Annotated in this window: 14 protein-coding genes; 3 read left to right on the forward strand and 11 right to left on the reverse strand. The window is 68.5% G+C overall.

Translation table 11 applies throughout. The features are described from left to right. Positions 1–9: 9 nt before the first annotated feature. A complete protein-coding gene (locus IT347_01200) occupies positions 10–2,538 on the reverse strand; it encodes an alpha amylase C-terminal domain-containing protein (GenBank protein ID MCC6348192.1) in 2,529 nt (842 codons plus the stop codon). A 180-nt stretch (positions 2,539–2,718) separates the two neighbouring features. Here IT347_01200 and IT347_01205 point away from each other — a divergent pair, with 180 nt between their 5' ends. Beyond that, positions 2,719–3,879, forward strand: coding sequence for a carbohydrate esterase (locus IT347_01205; GenBank protein MCC6348193.1), 1,161 nt, complete (start codon positions 2,719–2,721; stop codon positions 3,877–3,879). Between the two features lie 74 nt (positions 3,880–3,953). Here the strand turns inward: IT347_01205 and IT347_01210 are convergent, their stop codons facing one another. From IT347_01210 to IT347_01245, 8 genes are read right to left on the reverse strand one after another with little or no spacing between them, the layout of a single operon-like run. Continuing rightward, a complete protein-coding gene (locus IT347_01210) occupies positions 3,954–6,587 on the reverse strand; it encodes a hypothetical protein (protein ID MCC6348194.1) in 2,634 nt (877 codons plus the stop codon). A gap of 22 nt (positions 6,588–6,609) precedes the next feature. After that, positions 6,610–7,749, reverse strand: a complete 1,140-nt coding sequence (locus IT347_01215) for a hypothetical protein (protein MCC6348195.1) — start codon at positions 7,747–7,749, stop codon at positions 6,610–6,612. A 2-nt stretch (positions 7,750–7,751) separates the two neighbouring features. Further along, positions 7,752–8,570, reverse strand: a complete 819-nt coding sequence (locus tag IT347_01220) for a hypothetical protein (GenBank protein MCC6348196.1) — start codon at positions 8,568–8,570, stop codon at positions 7,752–7,754. Continuing rightward, the gene (locus IT347_01225; protein MCC6348197.1) at positions 8,567–8,977 is read right to left on the reverse strand and encodes a glycogen-binding domain-containing protein; all 411 of its coding nucleotides are present in this window, start codon (positions 8,975–8,977) and stop codon (positions 8,567–8,569) included. Before IT347_01225 ends, IT347_01220 begins: the two co-directional genes overlap by 4 nt. Positions 8,978–8,988: 11 nt before the next feature. Beyond that, entirely contained in the window at positions 8,989–11,355 is a 2,367-nt protein-coding gene (locus IT347_01230) for an isoamylase early set domain-containing protein (protein ID MCC6348198.1), read from the reverse strand. Continuing rightward, a complete protein-coding gene (locus IT347_01235; GenBank protein ID MCC6348199.1) occupies positions 11,355–12,914 on the reverse strand; it encodes a hypothetical protein in 1,560 nt (519 codons plus the stop codon). Before IT347_01235 ends, IT347_01230 begins: the two co-directional genes overlap by 1 nt. Continuing rightward, positions 12,911–13,834 carry a hypothetical protein gene (locus IT347_01240; protein MCC6348200.1) on the reverse strand — a complete coding sequence of 308 codons (924 nt, stop codon included), beginning with the start codon at positions 13,832–13,834 and terminating at the stop codon, positions 12,911–12,913. The genes IT347_01235 and IT347_01240 overlap by 4 nt, the downstream gene beginning before the upstream one ends. Beyond that, entirely contained in the window at positions 13,831–15,117 is a 1,287-nt protein-coding gene (locus IT347_01245) for a hypothetical protein (protein MCC6348201.1), read from the reverse strand. The genes IT347_01240 and IT347_01245 overlap by 4 nt, the downstream gene beginning before the upstream one ends. A 307-nt stretch (positions 15,118–15,424) precedes the next feature. Between IT347_01245 and IT347_01250 the strand changes: the two genes are divergently transcribed. Continuing rightward, positions 15,425–17,893 (forward strand): Ig-like domain-containing protein, encoded by a 2,469-nt coding sequence (locus tag IT347_01250; GenBank protein ID MCC6348202.1) that lies wholly within the window; start codon positions 15,425–15,427, stop codon positions 17,891–17,893. Positions 17,894–18,171: 278 nt separating this feature from the next. Next, positions 18,172–18,879, forward strand: coding sequence for a hypothetical protein (locus IT347_01255; GenBank protein ID MCC6348203.1), 708 nt, complete (start codon positions 18,172–18,174; stop codon positions 18,877–18,879). Between the two features lie 78 nt (positions 18,880–18,957). Here IT347_01255 and IT347_01260 read toward each other — a convergent pair whose 3' ends face one another. Next, complete coding sequence (locus IT347_01260; GenBank protein MCC6348204.1) at positions 18,958–19,800, reverse strand: sugar ABC transporter permease; 843 nt, start codon at positions 19,798–19,800, stop codon at positions 18,958–18,960. Further along, complete coding sequence (locus IT347_01265) at positions 19,797–20,678, reverse strand: sugar ABC transporter permease (protein ID MCC6348205.1); 882 nt, start codon at positions 20,676–20,678, stop codon at positions 19,797–19,799. The genes IT347_01260 and IT347_01265 overlap by 4 nt, the downstream gene beginning before the upstream one ends. Positions 20,679–20,680: the final 2 nt, after the last annotated feature.

Here is a 20,680-nt window from a genome sequence, read left to right on the forward strand (position 1 = left end):
CCACCGACTTCAGCGCAGGACGGCGAGACGCACGGTTCTCGCTTCGCCGTTCGCCCGCAATCTCACGAAGTAGATCCCGGGAGCGCAGGCGCGGCCCGCTCCGTCGGTGCCGTCCCAGCGCACGACGTGCTCGCCGGCATCGCGCTCTCCGCGATCCAGCTCCCGCACCAGCCGCCCCGAAAGGTCCAGCAGCGCGAGGGAGGTCGCGGCGCGCGACGGCAGGCTGAAGCGCAGCTCGGCGCCGCCGCGGGCCGGGTTCGGCCACGGCGCGCGCAGGGCCAGCGACCCGGGCGCGCGAGGCGTGGGGGCGACGCCGACATACGCGAGCGGCGCGAGAACCGTGAACGCCATCTTGGGCAGGGCCAGCACCAGCGACTGGGAGAAGCCGTCGTTGGGCGTCGCCTCGGCGGCCAGCGTGCCCGGATTGGCCGGGCCCGAACTACCGTAGGCCGGGTCCTGACTGTTCACGAGCTCGCGCCAGGCGCCGCTCCAGGGCACGCCGATCCGGTACGAGGCGTAGTCGCTGTTCGAGAAGTTCGCGACCACGACGACCGGATTGCCCGCCCCGTCGGTGCGCCGGAAGGCGATCACGTTGCCGCCCTCGTTGACGTGGAAGACGTGGGTCGCCGAGGAGGCCCGCAGCGCGGAGAGCGAGGTGCGCAGGCCGATCAGGCGCTGGTAGAAGCTGAACACGCCGGCATGGGTCGTCTTCTTCGACCAGTCGATCCGGCTGCTGCCGTCGGGGTTCCAGTCGTTCGATTCCAGCCATTCGTCGCCCATCAGCATGGCCGGAATGCCCTGCGAGGTGAGCGTCAGCCCGAGGCCCAGCATCGTCCGCCCGCGCGCCCATTCATCGTCGTAGGGCGCCGTCGGGTCGATGGTCCTGACGAGCCGTTGTCCGCCGCTGGATGGCCAGGCCTCGTCGTGGAGCTGGATGTAGTTGAGCGCCCGCGTGCCGCTGATCCACGCACCGCTCCCGAGCAGCGCCGAGCGCACGTCGTTCATGCTCGGGTCTCCGAAGCCGGCCGCGAGGATCGCCGCCCGGATGTTGTCGCGGAACAGCATCTGGTACTGCGCGTCGAAACCCGCGCCGCCGGAGGCGACCGGCATCGTGATCCAGTCGTTGTTGGGGAGCTGCTCGGCGATCGTGATCTTGTCCGCCCAGCGGTTCGCCTTCTCGGAGTTCAACCTCTGCATGAGCGCCCAGCCCGAGGCCGAGTGCACGCCGGGGTTCATGTAGCTCGTGGCGTCCATGCGGAAGCCGTCGAGGTGGTATTCCTGCAGCCAGTACTGGGCGCTGTTCGCGAAGTAATCGTCCACGGCGGGCCGCCCGAAGGCGGCCTGCGATCCCCACGGCGTCTGCACGTCCGGGGTCTCGAACCACTGCTGCGTGCCGTCGTACTCCCAGAGGAAGTTGTCGGTGGGCGAGAAGTGGTTCCAGACGATGTCGAGCAGCACCGCGATGCCGTTCGCATGCAGCGCGTTCACCAGCGTCTTGAAGTCGTCGGGGGTGCCGTACTTCCACTCGGGCGCCCATTGCGTGATCGGGTTGTAGCCGGCAGAGAAGTCGTACGGGAACTCGGTCACGGGGTTCAGCATCACGCAGTTGACGCCCAGGCTCTTCAGGTGCCCGACACGGGCCGCGACGTCCGTGTACTTCGACGGGTTCTGCGTCGGCCCGAGCGGATCGTTGAGCCCCGCGAAGGACCCGACATGGAGCTGGTAGACCACCAGCCGGTCGAAGTCGGGGGTCGAGAAGTCACTGTCCGTCCAGCTGAACCGGAACGGGTTTTCGATGTACGAGTTGTAGCTGCCGCCGGAGTTGAACCCGCGCGCCCGCGGGTCGGGGGCGTAGCCCGAATCCGCGACCCGGGTGGGGAACCAGAACTTGTACTGCGAGCGGTCGGGCACGCCCGGGACCTTGGCGATGAAATAGTCCCCGACCTTCGTGAGCGCCGTGACACCCCAGGCATTGAAGGTCCCACGCACCGAGGCGGCCGCGACGGTCGGGGCCCAGACCTTGAAGACGCAGGCGCCCCCGTTCACGAGCGTCGCTCCGACGGGCGCGTGCGCGTAGGTGGTGAAGTCGAGCACGAATCCGCCATCCGCCGGCACGACATGCGACAAGCCCCCGACGCTGAGGTAATCGGTGAGCGCGCCATCCGTCAGCTCGATCCAGTAGCTTTCGCTGGCCTGCGCGGTGGCGGGCACGGTCGCGGCCCACACGTCGTAGGGCCCGCGGACGCCGATCTTCGAAGCGGGCACGTCGCTCGGAACCCCGCCCGCGACCACGTGCACCGACGCCGAGGTCAGGTCGTTTCGCCAGGTCTGGAAGCGCACCTGGAAGCTCTCGCCGCTGACGGGACAGACCGGACGGCGGTCCTGCCAGGCGAGGTGCGAGATGCCCGCCCACTCGACATTGCCGTCCGGTGAGGCCGCGGCCGCGGCGCAGGGCAGGAGCAGGCAGGAAACGAGCGGGAGGACCAGCAACGGGAGCCGTCTCGAGCGCATGGGCAGGAAGTCCTCACGGGAAGTCATTTCGGGCACGGGCGCGTCGCTTGCGCTCATGAGGATGCGGCATGCGTTCCGTGCCGTCCAGCCATGGGCACCGGCGCGCTCGTGCTGTTAACCTGTGGCGTCGCGCCTCCGTCGCTCACGTTCCCGAACCCGGGGCCACTGGTGCTTTCGTCCGTTCCACGCCTTCGCGCCTTGTGCGGCATGCTCCTCGCGGTCCTCGTGGGCGCGAGCCATGCCCACGGCGCGGTCACCTTCGTCGTGAGGGCGCCCGCCTCGACGCCGCCCGGGGCCGTGCTGTGGATCTCGGGGGACCGCCCCGAACTGGGCGCCTGGAACGGCTCCGGGCTGCGACTCCGGCCCGATTCGTCCGGTGCCTGGACGGGGTCCTTCTCTCCGCCGACGGGCGCGGCGTTCGAATACAAGGTCACGCGCGGGAGCTGGGAGACGGTCGAGAAGGACGCTTCGGGAGGAGAACTCGCCAACCGAATCGGCATCGCCGGCGGGGCGGAAGACACGCTCCGGGTCACGGTCGCCGCGTGGCGGGACCAGACGGAAGCTCCCGTTGCCCGCTCGCACACGATCACCGGCGAAGTCCGCCGTCACGACGCATTCCCGTCGAAGTTCGTCAGGGCCCGCGACGTGCTGGTCTGGTTGCCCCCGGGCTACGAGACGCAGCCCGACCGCCGCTACCCGGTCGTCTACTTCTGCGATGGGCAGAACGTCTTCGATGGCGCGACCAGCTTCATTCCCGGGCAGGAGTGGAGGGCGGACGAGGCGGCCAACGCGCTGATCCGCTCACGCCGGCTCGGCCCCTTCCTCATGGTCGCGGTCGCCAACACCCCGGACCGGATGGCGGAGTACACCTCCGCGGCGGATTCCCGTCACGGCGGCGGTCGATCGTCGGACTATTTCCGCTTCCTGCTCGAGGAGCTGCAGCCGTTCGTGAACCGGGAGTACCGGACGCTGACGGACCCCGCGCACACCGCCATCGTCGGCTCATCGCTCGGCGGGCTGGCGGCGCTCGACCTCGGCCTCGCGCACCCGGACCGCTTCGGCCTGATCGGCTGCATTTCGCCGGCCGTCTGGTGGGCGGACACCGAGATCGTCCGCCGGGTGCGCTCGGGAAGGAAGGAACCGCTCCGGATCTGGCTGGATATCGGGACCGCCGAAGGCTCGGGCCCGGCCGCCGGGTCCAACCCGGCGCTCGAGCAGGCGCGACTCCTTCGCGACGCGCTCGTCGCGAAGGGCTGGCGAGAGGGCGGGGACCTGCACTACGAGGAGATCCCGGGCGCACGGCACAACGAGGCCGCCTGGGCCGCGCGCATCGAGCGCGTGCTGGCGTACCTGCTCGCGACCCCCTGAGTTCCCGTTCCTCGCGGGAAAGGTCCGGCCCCGTGGAGCGAGCGTTCCACGGGGCCGATTCCGAATCGCCCGGCTCAGCGGGAGAGGCGGAAGACGCGTCCCGAACTGGCAGGGATCGAGACGGTGGCCGTGCCGCTCCAGGCCTCCGGTGCGCCGCCGACGAGCGCGTCCACGGCGCTCGCGCGGCCCCCCCAGCGCGAACAATCGAGCTTCACGTCGGCGTCCTGCCGGCCGGCATTGATGACGACGACGAACGTCTCCTTGCCGTCGGTTCGCTCGAACGCGTAGCTCATACCGTCGGTCGCGAGCGTCCGGAACTCGCCGGTGCGAAGCGCCGCGTGCGCGAGCCGCAGGTTCGCCAGCCGCGTGTACCAGTCGTGCATCGCGGCGCGGCCGGCGTCCTTTTCCCAGTCCCACACGAACGGGCGCCGGCAATCGGGGTCGCGCTGGCCCTCCATGGCGATTTCGTCGCCGTAGTAGATGGCCGGCGCGCCCACGTAGGTCATCTGGAAGAGCGCGGCGAGCTTCAGACGGCTGGCGTCCCCGTTCGCCTGCGTCAGGTAACGCACCGTGTCGTGGCTGTCGATGAGATTCATCTGCACGGCCACCGACTGGCTCGGATAGGCGAGGCGGCCGGTGGCGAGCGACGCATCGAACTCCGCGGCCGTGCCCTGGCCCTGACAGAGAAACTTGAGCACCGGGTCGCGGAAGAAGGCGTAGTTCATGACCGCGTCGTACATGCCGGGACGGACGTAGTCGGAGGCGTTGCCCCACAACTCGCCGACGATGTAGGCGTCGGGCTTGATCTTCTTGACGCGCTGGTTGAAGAGCTTCCAGAACCAGTACGGCAGCTCGTTGGGCACGTCGAGCCGCACGCCGTCCACGTCGGCCGTCTTCAGCCAGTACTCCGTGGAGTCCAGCAGGTACTGCACCAGCGCGACGTTGGGCTGGGCGTCCTGGACGTCGCGGATGGGGATCTCGGCCTTGTCGTCCCGCGACAGGTCGAAGTTCAGGTCGGGCAGATCGCCGAAGTTCCACCAGCAGTAGTAGTAGTCCGACGGCTTCCAGGGATGGTTCACCGCCGGCCAGCCGTCCGGAAGCGGCCAGCGCTTGAACTGGAACCAGCTCCAGTAGGGCGACTTCTCGCCCTTCTCGACCGCGTCGCGGAAGGCGAAGTTCGAGTTCCCGCAGTGATTGTAGACGATGTCGAGAATCACCCGGATGCCCTTCGTCTTCGCCGCCTTCACGAACGCGATGAACTCCTCGTTCGTGCCGAAGTGGGGGTCGATCTTGCGGTAGTCGGCCGCGTCGTACTTGTGGGTGGACTTCGCCTCGAAGACCGGATTGAAATAGATGATCGTCACACCGAGCGACTTCAGGTAGTCGAGCTTCTCGCGCACGCCGGCGATGTCGCCGCCGTAGAACGCCATCCAGTCCCGGTGGTCAGGCGTGTAGGGACACTGCGTGAGCGCCTGGTAGTCGTTCCAGTCGCGGACCAGGTGGTAATACTCCTGGTAGTCGGTGTTCAACTTGCCGTCGGGCGGCAGCGTGGTCTTGCCCTGGTAGTACCACTCCTTGAAATCCTGGTCGTTCGCCGGATTCCCGTTGCGGAACCGGTCGGGAAAGATCTGGTAGATGACGCCGTTCTTGACCCAGTCGGGCGTCTCGAACGCCGGAAACTTCGCCGGATCGAAGGTGAAACGCTTCCCGCCGGTCGCGGAGAAGCCGTCCGGCCCGAGCCACTGCGGTGTTCCACCGTCGCGATAGCGGAATGCGTACGGTGTCGCGCCCGCCAGCGTGACCTCGGCGCGGAAGTACTCGTAGACCTTGTCGGTCATGATCGACGGCATCGGCGTGACCGTCTCGCGGCCGGCGGGCCAGGTCACCAGGTCCACGCCCTCGACGTCGTCGAGGTGCGCCCGCGCCGTGAACTGGATCCTGCCGCCACCCAGCGGATTCAGTTCGCTCGCTCCCTGCGTGTGCTGGACGCCGTCGGCGAACACCCGCCCGTCGCCCTTGCGGACCTCGATCGCCGGGAAGCGTTCGTCCACGTTGCGGATCGAGTTCTTGCCCCCGAAGCCGTCGTCCACCTCGCCGTCCTGCCCGGCCTTGTCCTGCGTCCAGCCGTTGCTCCCGACCACGAACTTGTACGGGTAGGAACCGGCCGCCAGCAGGAGCGTGGCGGAGTACTCTCCGTCGCCGTCGGGGTCCGTCATCGGCGTCTTGCCGACCGTCCAGTCGTTGAACGAGCCGCACAGCCAGAGTTGATCGGGCTTCGACGCGGGCCGGAACCTGAACGTCACCTGTCGCAGGCCCGCCTGGACCGGCGCGGCCTTCTTCACCGCCGCGCCGTAGCCGACGACCAGGGGCTTCTCGCCGACGACCACCACGCTGTTCTGCCCGCCGAAGCCGTCCGATTCGAAGTCGGCCGCCCCCTCGTCGGTCATCCACTGGTCGCCGTTGACGACGAACTTGTAGGTCACCCGGCCGGCGGGGATCTCGACGTCCGCGGACCAGATGCCGTCCTTGTCCGGATCGGCGAGCGGGTTGGCCGTGGCGTTCCAGCCGTTGAAGCTGCCGGCGACGCTGACCGCGGTGACGCCGCCGATGACGGGCTGCCAGCGGAACGTGACCTTGGTCGCGAACGCGGGCGTTGCGAGCAGGATCAGGCCCGCGGAAAGTATCGCGAGCAGGGAGTTGCGCTTCATCGGTGCGTCTCCTCGGCCGGAGTCACTTCACGACGACGACGGAGTTCTTGCCCCCGAACCCGTCGTCCTGTGATTCGGAGTTGCCGTCGTCCGATTTCCAGGCGGTGCCGTCCACGAGGAACTTGTAGGCGTAGCGCCCCGGAGCGAGCTTGCGCGTCAACGACCACGAGCCGTCGGCCCGCTGGGTCATGGGGTCGGCGGTGGTGGCCCACGAGTTGAAGTCGCCGCACAGGGCGACCCCGGACTTCGCGGGACCGGCGTAGGTGAAGACGACGCCGGCGGCCGTGGCTTCCGGGGCGCGCGGCTTCGCCGAGGCGGCCAGCGGGCGGACCGCAGGCGCCGAGGTCGCCGTCACCGGCGCCGCCGCGGCGGCGGGAGCGCCCGCCCCTGCGCCCACCACGACCACGCTGTTCTTGCCGCCGTATCCGTCGTCCACGAACTCGGCCGCGTTGGGATCTTCCTTCCACTGGGTGCCGTCCACGACGAACTTGTACGCGTAACGGCCCGGCGCCAGCGCCTTCGTGAGGGTGAAGGAGCCGTCGGGCGCCTTCGTCATCGGATCGGCGCTCGTGCTCCAGGCGTTGAACTCACCCGCGAGGTTCACCGTGTTCGCCGCGCCCGTGAAGCGGAAGACCACGCCCGCCGAACTCACCGCGGGGCCGGCTCCCCGCGCGGCCGTCGCCGCGGCCGTGGCCGCGGGCGGCGCACTGGCCGCGGCGGTCGCGCCCGTTCCCACGACCACCACGCTGTTCTTGCCTCCGAAGCCGTCGTCCACGCCCTCGCTCACGCCCGGATCCGGCTTCCAATTGGTGCCGTCCACGACGAACTTGTACGCGTACTTCCCGGCCGCCAGCTTCTTCTCGAGACGCCACGAGCCGTCCGGCTGCTTCTTCATCGGATCGGCGGAGGTGCTCCAGGCGTTGAACTCGCCCGCCACGTTGACGGCGCTGCCTTCACCCTTCCAGACGAACACGACGCCGTCCGCGGTCGCATGGGTTCCCGCCGGCTGCGAGGCGGCGGCGGCGGGCGGCGGCGTGGCGGTCGCGGACGCGCCGTTGGCGGCCCATTCCGCGGGTGGCGCTCCGCCACGCCAGCCTCCGGCGCAACCGGCGATCAGGGTCAGCAGCAGCAGGGGAACGAGCGGGCGGGCGGGGAATTTCATCTTCATCTCCGGGCGCCGGCGGTTGGGGCCGGCGGTATGAGTGCGATCGAGAATCGCTGGCGGCGTGCGTCGAGCCGAAACGCGTACTGCCCGGTTTGCGCGAAACGCACGACCAGGTCCGTCGAGGGGCCGCTACCGTGCACCGTCGGCTGGCTCGCCAGCGGCGTCACCAGCGTTTCCGCGGGCGACCCGCCCCAGCCGATCAGGTTGCCGTCGTACGTGTTCTGGTCGTCGTCCACGAACTTGAGGCGGTACGTACCGGCCGGGATGTCGGTCGGCACGGCGAAGTCGCCGGGATAGGTGTGGATGCCGACGGTGTCCTGATTGCATTGCGTGGTGCCCATCTGCAGGTCGAGGAACGCGAAGCCCGGCATCGTGCCGACGATGTACACCGCGTGATTGACGGCCGATTCGTTCAGGGTGAGCACCGTGCTTCCCGCGTCGAGCACGCCGTCGCGCACCGGAAGCCCGCCGCGCGAGACGGGGAGGAACGCGCTGGAGCGCACCACCATGCTGTAGGTGCCCGCCGCGAGTCCGGTGAAGTGGTAATCGCGCGAGTCCGGTGCGAGCGAATCCACCGCGACCGAAACGCCACCGAGGAACAGCTCGACGCGCGTTGGCGGAAAGGGCGGAAGAGCGAGGCCCGGGTCGCGATCGGAGTAGAAGTAGACCGATCCGGTCATCCCGCCCGGCCAGGTCTCCGGAGCCGGTCGGATTCCGGTCGGGACGAGCAGCAGCCCGGCCTTGTTGCGGCCGCAACCCGCCGGCGCGAGAGCCGCCAGCAGGAGCACCGCGGCGAGAAATCGGGGAAGGGGTCTCATCGGACGTCGATCAACGAGTTGAACCCGCCGTAGCCGTCGTCGGTCCGGTTGGGGTTGTTCGGGTCTTCCTTCCAGTTCACCCGGTCGATCACGAACTTGTACTGGTAGCGCCCGGGGGCGAGACGCTGCGTTCTCGTCCAGATGCCGTCGCCATCCTCGTCCTTCATTTCGCCGACGAGGAAGCTGCCGGTCTGGGCCTGCCCCCGAAGCCAGTCGTTCTCCGGCCAGTTGCCCGCCAGCTGGACGATCCGCGCCGAGGGCGCCATGAAGCGGAACACCACGCCCTCCGGCGTCTGCGTGGGCGGCGGCAGACGGCGCTTGACGAAGTTGAGGCTGCTGCAGCCCGGCACCCCGAGGCCCGCGGAGAGGGCGAGCAGCAGCGTCAGGAGCGGAAGCGGACGACGCATTTCGGGCCCTTCTAGAAGTGAACCACGGCTTCGAGGTGCAGCCGGCGTTCGTTCTGCAGCGCCTTCTCGGCCGCCGAGATCTGCGGCGCGAGGCTCAGCCAGTTGGATTCGGCGATCCAGCCGTTGACGTTGCGGTCGTACAGATACTGCTCCCGGCCGATGTTGGCGAACTCGTTGGTCACCGGGTCGAGCACGCGCGGCGAGACCCCCCAGCCCATGGCGACGTGGATGCCCTCGGCGATCCGGTAGTCGACCTGCGCGAAGTTGCTCACATAGGCCCGATCCAGCTTCAGCGCCGGCGCGTCGTACTTGACCCAACGCGTGTCGTTCGAGAACCGCAGCGACCGCGTCAGGTCGAAGCCGAGCTGGAAGACGTTTTCCGCGTAACGCGGCCGCAGCCCGAGCTTCACGCCGGTGAAGTCTCCACGCCAGTGGAAATCCACGTTGCGTGCCCGGCGGATCGGCACCTCGAGCGAGGGCGTCAGCCGGTAGGCATGGTCCTCGCACAGCAGCGTCAGCCGGTCCACGCCGACGACCTGGCCGTCCTGCTGCAGCCACATGTTCCCGGTCGGGAACCACATCTGGTACTCCCACGCGGTGCGTGCATCGTAGCGGAAGTCCGTCAGTTCGAGCCCGACCGAGGTGCGGACCTCGCGTCCGAGGTAGTAACGCCAGTTGCGATCCCAGCGCAGCCGCCATTCGGTCATGCGATTCTCGAGATCGGACTGGCCCACGTAGGTCCCACGCTGGAAGTCCACGTTCTCGAAGCGGGGATGATCCGTGTTCGCGAGGCCCGCCGGCGCGACCGGCGGCATCGCCCACGCGGGGTAGGTGTGCGTCTGCCGCTCGAACTCGGCGGTCAGCACGACGTCACCCCCGGCCAGCGACCACGTGCCGCCGGCGATCAGCCGCGCGCTCTCGTCGAGGTTGAAGTGCTGGCCCATCGGCGTCGTCAGGTTCACCACGCGAATCGCGGAGGGCCCGGTGCCGGTGATGCCGGTCGCGACGAAGTCCACGCGCGTGCCGCGGTCCATCATGTCGAGCCTGCGGGCGCCCTGCAGGTACTCGCCCCACACGGACGAACCGTTCCTCAGCGGCAGGCGGGCCTCCCCACCGCCGGCGAAGGACTGCTGTTCGGTCTGACCGAACCACAGGATGCCGGTGGAATCCGACGTCACCCGGGTCAGCGAGAGGCGCCCGAGGTGGAAGCCGCGGTCCGTTCGACCCAGCACGCCCAGCCGCAGGCCGTTCGCCAGCGTCCGACGCAGCGACGTGGCGAAGACGTCCGAGGCGCCGTCGCCGAACCCGAAGCCCGCGCCGCCGTCGCCGATGTCGGTGGCCGTCAGCTTCGAGAACTGGTCCTGCACGAGCGCGAACGTGACCGAGTCGCGTCGCACGGTGCGCAGTTGCTTCCAGGCCGCGCTGATCGGATCCGCCTCGAAGACGAACTGCCGATTCGTGCCGCGATTGATCGAGAAGTCCATGGACTGGATGGGGAAGCGGCCCCCGAAGAGCGTGGTGTCGGACTTGTTGGTGCCGGGGAACTCGGTGCCGCCGGTGGCGCTGTTGTCCGCGTACAGGAGCTGTCCGTCGAAGCCGAACTTCGTGGCGCCGAGCAGGAACCCGTCGCGCTGGTAGCCGAAGGGATGCGCGTAGATGCCGACGTCGCCGACCAGCCGCGCCGGGTCGTCCCACGTCGGGATCGTCTCGCTGCTGAAGGCGAACAGCTTCAGTCCCGGCTGCGCGAAGTCCATCGAGCCGCGCTTGAAGTTCAGGCGGGACCGGTAGTCCTGCACGTCCTCCTTCTGCGGATCGATGTTCGTGAGCACCCGCGCCTTCAGCAGGTCCGAGATCCGGATCCCGAATCCGAGGTCCACGTCGAAGGTCGGGCGCACGATCTCGTAACGCGAGTAGACGGGGTCGAACGCGACGTAGGTCAGACTGTGGACCCGCCCGTCGATCGTGATCTTCGGGCTGTAGGCGGTGTTCGAGGTGGCCGCCTGTTTCACCAGCGCACCGTCCTCGCCGACGCGGACGACGCTGTTTCCGAACTCGCCCACGGTGACCGGGTTCTCGGGGTCGGCGAACCACTGGCCGTCCACCACGAACTTGTACGGGTGCTCGCCCGCCTTGAGCGGGATCACCACGGACCACACCCCGCCATCACCCTTCGTGAGGGGGTTGGCCGATGGGGACCACGCGTTGAACTCGCCCGCCCACGCGACGGTGTTCGCGTTCGGCGCGGAATAGGTGAAGCGGATGCCGCCCGCCACGGCCTGCGGCGCGGCGGCGGCCGGCGCCGGCCCGAGCGCGAAGGCCGCCAGGGCGGTCGCCAGCGCGAGGTGCCGCGCGGAGCGGAGAGGGATCTGGAATGCCATCAGAAGTTCCCCTTCAGGATGAGCTTGACGATGTCCCGCTGGTCGCCGCCACCGTTGAGGTTGCCCTCGTCCACCGGCATGGAGCCGCCGCCGATGTAGTCGGGTCCGTACTGCAGGAACATCTCCATGTTCCCGGTCGGACGGTACTGAAGCTGGGTGAAGATGCCCTTGCGCAGGATGCTGGGGTCGTTTCCGAACGCGAAGCGGTTGTACACCTTGGTCCTGGCCGAAAGGTTGATGGAGTTCTCGACGACGAACAGCTCCTTGCGGTCGGGAGTCCCGATGTCGCGGACCTTCGACTGCACGCGCAGCCAGGCGAGGCGGCTCTCGACCTGCAGTTCGTTGAACCAGTCGAGATGCGTCTCGCGCGTCGCGCCCCGCGCGGTCGGACGGTAGATGTCCCTGCGCTTGTAGGCGGTCTTGCCGGTGAACCCGTTGATGAACTCGATGTAGAGCTCGTTGTAGAGCTCCCGGGTCCGCGTCCGGCCGTAGGCCCTCGGTCCGTACCAGAGCAGGTTGTTCGTGTACGTCATCGCCCGCTCGGGAAACAGGTAGTAGGTGTTCAGGAAGAAGCCCGTTTCGTCGGAGCCGGGTCCGCCGAGGGCGTTGTTGTACTTCGGCCCCCGGCTCCACCAGCCCGGGGTGGTGTTGACGTAACCCGTGCGCGCGGTGCCGAGCTTGAAGGACCGGATCTCGGCCTGAACGACCGACGCGTCGTCGAGGCGGAAGCCGAGCGGATGCTTGAACGCGGTCACGACCGGTGCGCGCACCGAATCCGGGCGCGGGATCCGGTCGAAGCTCTGGCCGTACTCGACCGACACGTCGGCGCCGCGAATCCGCCATCTGAGGTCCACGGCGGCCACCGAACTCCACGGCGCGGGGCCGGACGTGCTGTCCAGTCCGGTCCAGCCCTCGAAGCGATTCCAGGTGACGCCGGTCCGCAGCGCATCGTCGGCCAGGAAGCTGCGCCGCAGGCGCAGGACCCAGGCATCGGACGTGCGCCGAATGCGCTGGGCGGCGATCGAATCGCGGGGCTGGTGCGGCACGTCCGGGAAGTTGGCCGGGTTGAACTCGCCGCTGCGGTCCGAGGCGATGAGGGTGGCGTAGGTCTTGTTCCAGCCCCACGTGTCCACGCGCACACCCTGGGCGTCTCCGCGGCCGTAAACCCACGGCACGAGATGCCAGTCAACGTAGAAGCGGTCCTGGCGGGAGAACACGTAGGCGTCCACGCCCCGCCGGCCGAACTCCCTGCGGAAGCGCAGGTGTCCCTCGCGCCACTGGAATTCGGGCGCAGGGTTGTTGTTGTCCGTCGGGTTGTACGCCGCCTCGAACTTGAGGAACGACTCGATGCCGGGCGCCGGCTGCGAGAACAGCCGGAACTGGATGTTGTCGAAGACGTCGAAGGAGTTGGAATCGAAGTCCCACAGGAAGGGACGGTCCCACTTGCGGGTCTCCAGCATCAGCTGATAGTCGCCCTCGAGCTTGGTCGCGGCCGGCGCAGCGGGGGAGAGGGACGCGAGCAGCAGGAGCGTCGCGAGGGCGCGGGCGCGGAACGTCATTGCGCCCCTCCGCCCTGACCGCGGAAGCGGAGGGTGACGCGGTACGAGGCGCCCAGCTCGTGGTGCGTCCCGGCGGCCGCGTCGATGTACACGCCGCGATGAAAGACGCCGAATCCGCCACTGAACTGCAGGTCGTTCGGCGACGCCGTGGACTCGTACGTGCTGGAAATGTTGGACAATCCGGAGCGGATCGCGAACACGTCGAAGAACAGGATCTCGAGTCCGGCACTGAGCGTCGCGGCCCCGCTCGCGGTCTGCGCCCAGCCGACGCTGATCGTGGACTCGCGGTTCCAGCGGAAGGCCGCGGCCAGTTCCTGCCGCGTCGCGAGCCGGTCGCCTCCGCTGCCCGACTGGAACTCGTAGCGGGGCTGGAGGAGGTCCCGGCCCACCCAGGACAGGTCCACGCTCCAGGGCGAACGCCAGCGCAGCCCGGCGTCGAACGAACCCTTCGAGACCACGCCGTAGTCCTGCGCGATCCCCCCCGGATCCGTGAACGGCTGGAACGCCGCGGTGCCGAAGACGAACGTCGCGCCCGCGTCCAGCCGCGAGTCCGCCGCGCCGCGCAACAACGTGCGCCCCGCGGCGGCGCAGAACTGGTCCTCGGAGTAGATGTCGGTCACCGAGACGCGATGCCAGCCCAGGGCCCAGCCCGTGCCCCAGCGCCGGGTCCCGAGCGCGAGCGCGCTTTCGTTGAGGTTGTCCACGCCGTAGGGCTTCGCGACGTCCATCAGCGCTTCGGGACCGGTCAGCGAGGTGAGCGCCGCCGGGTTCCAGCGATACGCCGACACATCGTCCACCAGGCCCATCGCGGACGGTCCGAGGGCGATCACCCGGGCGCCGACGCCGGTCAGCTCGAAGTAGGCCTGCGCCGGAGCCGACCACATCAGCGCGGCAAGGCAAAGAAGCGCGACGCGCCTCACCGCGCCACCACGAACGCGCGGGTCGCCCGATCGAGGTTCGGCTCGATCGTCACGCGCAGGATGTAGATCCCCGGCTCCACGAAACGCCCCGCGTCGTCCCGTCCGTCCCAGCGTGCCTTGCCGGTGGCGTTCAGCTCCTCGTCGGCGCGAATGGCCTGGACGTTCTCGCTGGCGAACAGCTGACGCACCCGGCGGCCGCCGGCATCGTAGACGCTCGCCGAGAACACCGCCCTGCGGGCGACGTCAATGGGCTCGTCGGGATTCAGCGGCGGCGCAAGTCCGACATGAAAGCGAACGCCTTCGCCGAGGTCCGGTTTGAAGGCGCCACGATCGAGCGCCAGGCTGCCGATCGAGAAGCGCACGGCCGTGATGGGAGGGGCGTACCGGAAGCTGATCCGTTCGGAGGGCGACACGTCCCAGTCCGGAATGCCGTCCGGTCCGCCGCGGCCGAGCCCCGTGTCGTCGTTCCGGTCGAGATCAATGGTCGCGTAGTTGTCGAGGATGACGTTCGCGTTGCCGTCGTCCACGTGCCCGCGCAGGTTGTCGGGGGCGGAGTCCGGACCGCCGCTGCCGTCCCAGCCACCGGTCACGAACGCGGCGATCTTGATCGAATGCACGCCGACCGGCATGCGGTGCAGCGTATCGCTCGTTCCGCCGACCGTGAGGAACGTGTCCCGCGTGCCGCCGCCACCGAGCCCCGCGAACACGTTGCGCCACGGAATCGCGAACTCCATCGCGCGCCCGTCGTTTCCCTGGTCGAATGTCGCGGAAGCCCGGAACTCGGGGCCGACCAGATGATCGTCCACCTGGTTGCCCGACACCTGCGTCAGCAGCCGCGGGTCCGTGTTCGTGTCCCACGTCGCCCCGAAGACGTCCGGCATGAACTCGTCTCCGGGGAAGCGGCCGAAGGTGTCGAAGTTCACGTTCCGTCGCCACGAGTTGAGGGAGGTCATGTCCCCGAGTCCCCGACTGGGCATGCTGTCGAAGAACAGGATCATGTTGTTGCCCCAGATCTTTCCGTCCACGGCGATGTAGAGGTATTGCGCGTCCCATGTGACGTGGATCTGGTAGATCTCGTTGTTCTGCCACTTCGAGTCGTCCCGGGCCTCCTGCGGCACCCCGCCGGCCGTGAGGCCGAAGACGTCCTCGTCCGCCGGAATGAAGTCCGACGAGTAGCCGTCCACGCGCATGCGGGCGCCGAGGTCGCGGGCGGTGCGCGCGGACGCCGGGATCGCGGGAAGCAAGCCGAACACAGCGAGCGCAAGGGCAGTGAGGAGGCGCACGGCGCGGTCCGATCCGTCGAAAGTCGTGAGGTAGGGGCGAAAATGCCGGGCCGCATCATGCGGGCGCACCCGGAGGGGGTCAAGGCGCCAGCGCCCGCGGACGATTCGGCGGATGAAACAGGCACCGCCTGACCCCGGACCGTCTCGATGCTTCATTGCGCACGTCCGAACGCGCCCGTACAATTCCGCCGACTTCGAGGGATTGCGCGCGGGACGGCCGGATCGGCCGCCCATCCGCGGGTGCTTCGGGCCGAGCCTGCAGCGTGCGTCTTCCCCGTACTTCGACCCGGCCTGGAGAGACCGCCCCATGCGAAAGCTTGCGACTCCGCTTCTCGCGCTGCTCCTGACGCTTGTGACCAGCCCGGTGCTCGCGGCGATCCCGCAGACGATCGTCGTGGACGGCGTCAACGACTTCGACCCGTCCAACCTGCTCGGGGACGACACGAACGACACCCAGCCCGGTTGCGCACCCGTCGCCCTGCCGATGGATCTCGGGAAGATCTTCGTCACCAACGACGCGAACTTCCTCTACATCGGCATCGAGTTCTCGCGCAGTTGCTACTGCGACATGAACCTCGGCATCGCCCTCGACGTGGGCACGGCCGGCGGCGGCACCACCGATCCGTTCGGCCGCAAGATCGGCTGGACGAACGTGCCGTTCAAGCCCGACTTCGTCATTTACGACGTCACCCCGACGAGCTGCAACAGCTTCAACTACGAGGTCCTTTACAAGGACACGCTCGCGACCTGGCAGAACCGTTCGACCTCGATCAATCCGGCCTGGGGCTCCGGAGCCAACGGGTTGGGCATCGTGGACAGCGTCACGTTCAAGGAGCTGAAGATCCCGCTTTCGGTCCTCGGCGTCGGGAGCGGGACGAACATGAACCTCGAGTTCTGGGTCACGCAGGAGGGCTCCACCAAGGGACCGCTCGACGCCTTCTGCAGCGACGACGTGCAGATGTCGCGCGGCAGCCAGACCACCTACGACACGACCGCGGTCGTCCAGATGACGTGCATGACGCCCTACACGGTCCAGAACGCCGTGGATAACGCGCCGCCCACCGTGCAGTCGGCGCAGGCCGTCAACTTCACCGTCCTGGCCAACCGCCAGTTCAGCCTGCTCACGAACAAGATCGACGTGCAGTTCAACGAGCCGGTCGAACTCGCGAGCGCGCAGACGCCGGGCAACTACGCGATCGGCGGGCCGCTGTCCCGAACGGTGGTGAGCGCGGTGCGCGACGGCGCGTCCTCGAGCCTCGTGCACCTGACGCTGAACTCGGCGATCAACGCGAACGCGACCGCCTACACGGTCACCGTCACGGGGGTGGACGACGCCGCCAGCAACACGATCGTCGCGAACGGCACCACCAACGTCGCCGGCTTCTTCCTCCAGAACGTCACCTTCAACGCCGACCTCGCCCTGCCGCTGTGCGCGGGAACCTTCGCCGCCTCCGACACGTTCGCCGTCGAGGGCAGCGTCGCGCCGCTGAGCTTCGCGCTCTGCGACAACGGCCTGATGTACGACGCCAACCTGGACTCGGTCTACACCGTCACGGTGCCGTTCTGCCTGGCGCGCGACCCCGGCACCAGCAAGGGCTCGGCTTCGCTCGAGTGGAAGCTGACGGCGAAGTGCAACACGTACGAGAGCTTCCCGGGCAATCGCGTCTACGACCTGAGCAGCGACAACGGCGCGGGCGTCACGCTCAACGTCGCCTGGAGCAACGAGGACCCGGCGAGTTACACGGCCCATCCGGTGGACGTCGTCTTCCGCGTGGACGCCTCGCTCTTCAATCCGACGGGCAGCGACGTCATCACGCTCGTCGGCGGTGCGCTGCCGCTGACGTTCAATCAACCGGGCGTGCCGATGCTCGACGGCGGCGTCGCTCCGGATGCGACCGCCGGAGACAAGATCTACACGGCGCGTGTTTCGTTCCCGGCCTGCACGCCCAAGAACTTCGGCTGGAAGGTGGACTTCAACGGCGTCTACGAGTGCGCGGGGCAGGGCGATCGCGGGGTCTACCTCGACGACGCGCTGTACAGCGCCTCCACGCCGCTGATCCTGCCGGCGCGCGGCATCGACCGCTGCGACGTCACCGACAAGCCGGTCACCGTGCTCTTCCGCGTGAACATGGATCCGTTCGACCCGGTGCCCGCGGACCCCGAGACGCTGGCGGTCATGGGCGATCGCGCGCCGCTGTCGTTCGACCACCGCGAGGCGGCGTCGGTGCTGCGCAACGACGGCGTCTTCCCCGACGCCGCGGCGGGGGACGCGTTCTTCGGCCGGGCGATCACCTTCCCGGATTCCACCCCGTTCCGTGTCGAGTACAAGTACTGGCTCGACGGCACGTTCGAGTGCGAGGCCATGGGCAATCGAGTTCTGACGCTGGACGACGTCAACTACTCGACCGGCAACCCGCAGGTCAACCTCGGCACGAAGTGGAACTACTGCACCGACGCCACGGACGTTCCCGTCACGCCCGTCGGCCGTGCCGGCGAGTTGTTCGCCTCGCTCCGTCCGGTGATGCCGAACCCGGTGGTGCGCGGCGCCCGCTTCTCGTTCGAGCTCTTCCGGGCGGGCCGGGTGGCCCTGCGGATCTACGACGTCTCGGGCCGCCGGGTCGCCAGTGTCGTGGACCGGGACCTCGCCCCGGGGCAGCACACGATCGCCTGGGACGGCCGGGGCGACGACGGTGTCCGCCTTCGCAGCGGCGTGTACCTGTACGAGTTGTCGCTCGACGGACAGCGCGCCGCACGTCGGATGGTGCTCGCGCGCTGATCCCCGGCAGCCCGGACCAGACGGACATGGCGTCCACCCACGGTGGACGCCGTGTTCGTTTGGTCCGGTTAAACGGCCGGCCGGGCTGGCCGGGCGATCGGGCGATTTCACCCGGCCCTCCGCGCGGGGCGAGACCGCGGCAGTGCTCCCGCCCATCCCACAATCCTCCGTGCATGCGACCGAGAGGGGATGCTAGGCTTGTTGCAGACGTTTCGACGGCCCCGACCCCCGGCGGCCGCGCGCTTCACGCACCATGCTCGACAGGAGGCACGTTCCACATGAAGAAGATGGTTACGACGATGATCGCGCTGGCGCTGCTCGGCGCCGGCGTCGCGCTCGCCGCCGGGCCCGGACCGTTCTACGGCCGCGGCGGCTATTACGACGCCGCGTGGAGCGCGGACAGCGGCAACCTGCTGACGCTGTCGGCGGGCGTGTGGACCGGCGCGGCGACCTCGCCGATGGCCGCCGGCTACTACGAAGGCAAGATCGCGGTCGCGGACTGGTCGGAGAGCTACCCGAACAGCAACCAGCCCGTGTTCATCAGCGGCCCCGGCGACATCGTGCACTGGACGCTGGACACGAACGTGTACTCCGATGGCTGGTCGCCCTCGACGAACATCGCCTACAACGACCACATGGTCGCGCCGGGCACGACGTTCGAAGTCATCGGTTCGGCGCCCGAGACCGGGGCCTGGAGCACCGGTGTCGCGGCCACGCTGGTCGGCGACATCTGGGGCGTCGAGATTCCGATCGCGGCGGCCGGCAGCTACGAGGTGAAGTTCCGCAAGACCGGCGACTGGTCCATCAACGCCGGCGCGGACGGCTACGGCACGAACAGCGGCAACCTCGCCTACACCACGCTCGTGCCCAACGAGCCGGTGCTGTTCCAGTTCAACCAGGTGACGGGCCGGGTGCGCGCGGTCGTCGGCGGTGTCACGCCGACGCATTCGGGCACCTGGGGCCGGCTCAAGTCGCTGTACCGCTAGTCGCGGAATCGAAGCACCGGGCGGGCGGCTCCCCAGCGGGGCCGCCCGCTTCGCATGCGCGCGTGACGCGTTCCGCGGTCAGCCCTTCACGCCCCCGAGACTGAGGCCACCGACGATCCAGCGGTTCAGCGCGACGAACAGGACCATCACCGGAATGCAGATGAGCAGGCTCCCGGCGGCGTAGTTCGCCCATTCCGTCTGGAACTGCCCGGCCAGGCTCTCGAGCCCGAGCGGCAGCGTGTAGAGCTGCTGCTGCGAGATCACGATGCGGGCGACGAGGAACTCCGACCACGCCGCCATGAACGAGAACAGCGCCGTGATGGCCAGCGCCGGGGACGCGAGCGGCAGGGTGACGCGGGTGAACGCCTGCAGCGGCGTGCAGCCGTCGATCATCGCCGCCTGCTCCAGCTCGACCGGAATCGTGTCGTAGTAGCCGCGCATGGTCCAGACGCAGAAGGGGAGCGCGGTCGCCGTGTAGGCGACGATCAGGCCCGCGAACGTGTCGAGCAGGTGCAGCGCCTTGAGCAGCACGTACAGCGGCAGCATGAGCATCGTGGCGGGAAACATCTGCGTCATCAGGAACAGGTACAGGCCCTGCTGGCGGCCGGGAAAGCGGAAGCGCGAGAACGCGTAGGCCGCGGTCGAGGCGAGGGTGACCCCGAGCAGCGTGACCGCCATCGAGACGACGAACGAGTTGCGCAGCCACAGCAGGAACGGCCTTTCGAACAGCATCGTGCGGTACGCCCGCAGCGTCGCGCCGTCGGGAACGAGCGCCAGCGAGGTCGAGTAGAGCTGGTCGGACGGACGCAGGGAGATCGTCACGATCTGCAGGATCGGAAACACCGTTCCGAGCGTGAAGAAAACGAGGAACGCGTGCACGAGCACGCGGCCCGGCGTCCAGCGCGTCCGCCGCCCGCTCACGCCGGCCGCTCCGGCGGCGACGTGCGCCGCATGACGTAGACGACGAACGCGAGGAGCACCAGAAAGACGATCACCGAGAACGCGGCGGCGTAGGAGTAGCGCGAGTAGGTGAACGCCACCTTGTAGATGTAGGTCACCAGGATGTGCGTCGAATCCGCCGGCTGGCCGCCGTTCGAGACCAGCCAGATGACCAGCGTGCTGTTGAACGTCCAGATCGTGCCCAGCAGGATCGCCGGCACGAGGACCGGCATGAGCGAGGGCAGCGTGATGAGCCGGAACTTCTCCCAGCCGTTGGCGCCGTCCAGATCGGCCGCCTCGTACATCTCGCCGGGAATGGACGTCAGCCCGCCCAGCGCGACGACCATCATGAACGGGAAGCCGAGCCAGACGTTGGTGAGGATCGGCGCCACGAACGCCCAGAACGGATCCGAGAGCCACGGGATCGCGGGCAGGTGCAGCCACTGCCGGAGCATCAGGTTGATGGCGCCGTACTCGTAGTTGAACATCCCGCGCCAGGTGAGCGCCGAGATGTATTGCGGCATCGCCCACGGCAGGATGAGCAGCGTGCGGAACAGTCCCCGGCCGACCACGGGGCCGTTGAGCAGCATGGCGAGCAGGATTCCCAGGCCGACGTGCAGCGAGACGTTGACCACCGTCCAGATCACCGACTTGGCGAACAGCGCGTAGAACACCGGCTCCGAGAGGATCAGCCGGAACTGTTCCAGCCCGACGAACTCCGGATTCCGGAAGTGGTAGAGGCTCATGTTCCGGAACGCGAGCCAGAAGCTGTAGCCGAGCGGGAAGAGCACCACCGCCAGCATCACGAGCACGGCCGGCAGCAGCAGCGCGTAGGGAAACGTGCGGCCGGCGCGGAGCATGA

Source organism: Candidatus Eisenbacteria bacterium (genome assembly GCA_020847735.1).
In the GTDB taxonomy this organism is placed as follows: Bacteria; Eisenbacteria; RBG-16-71-46; order RBG-16-71-46; family RBG-16-71-46; genus CAIXRL01.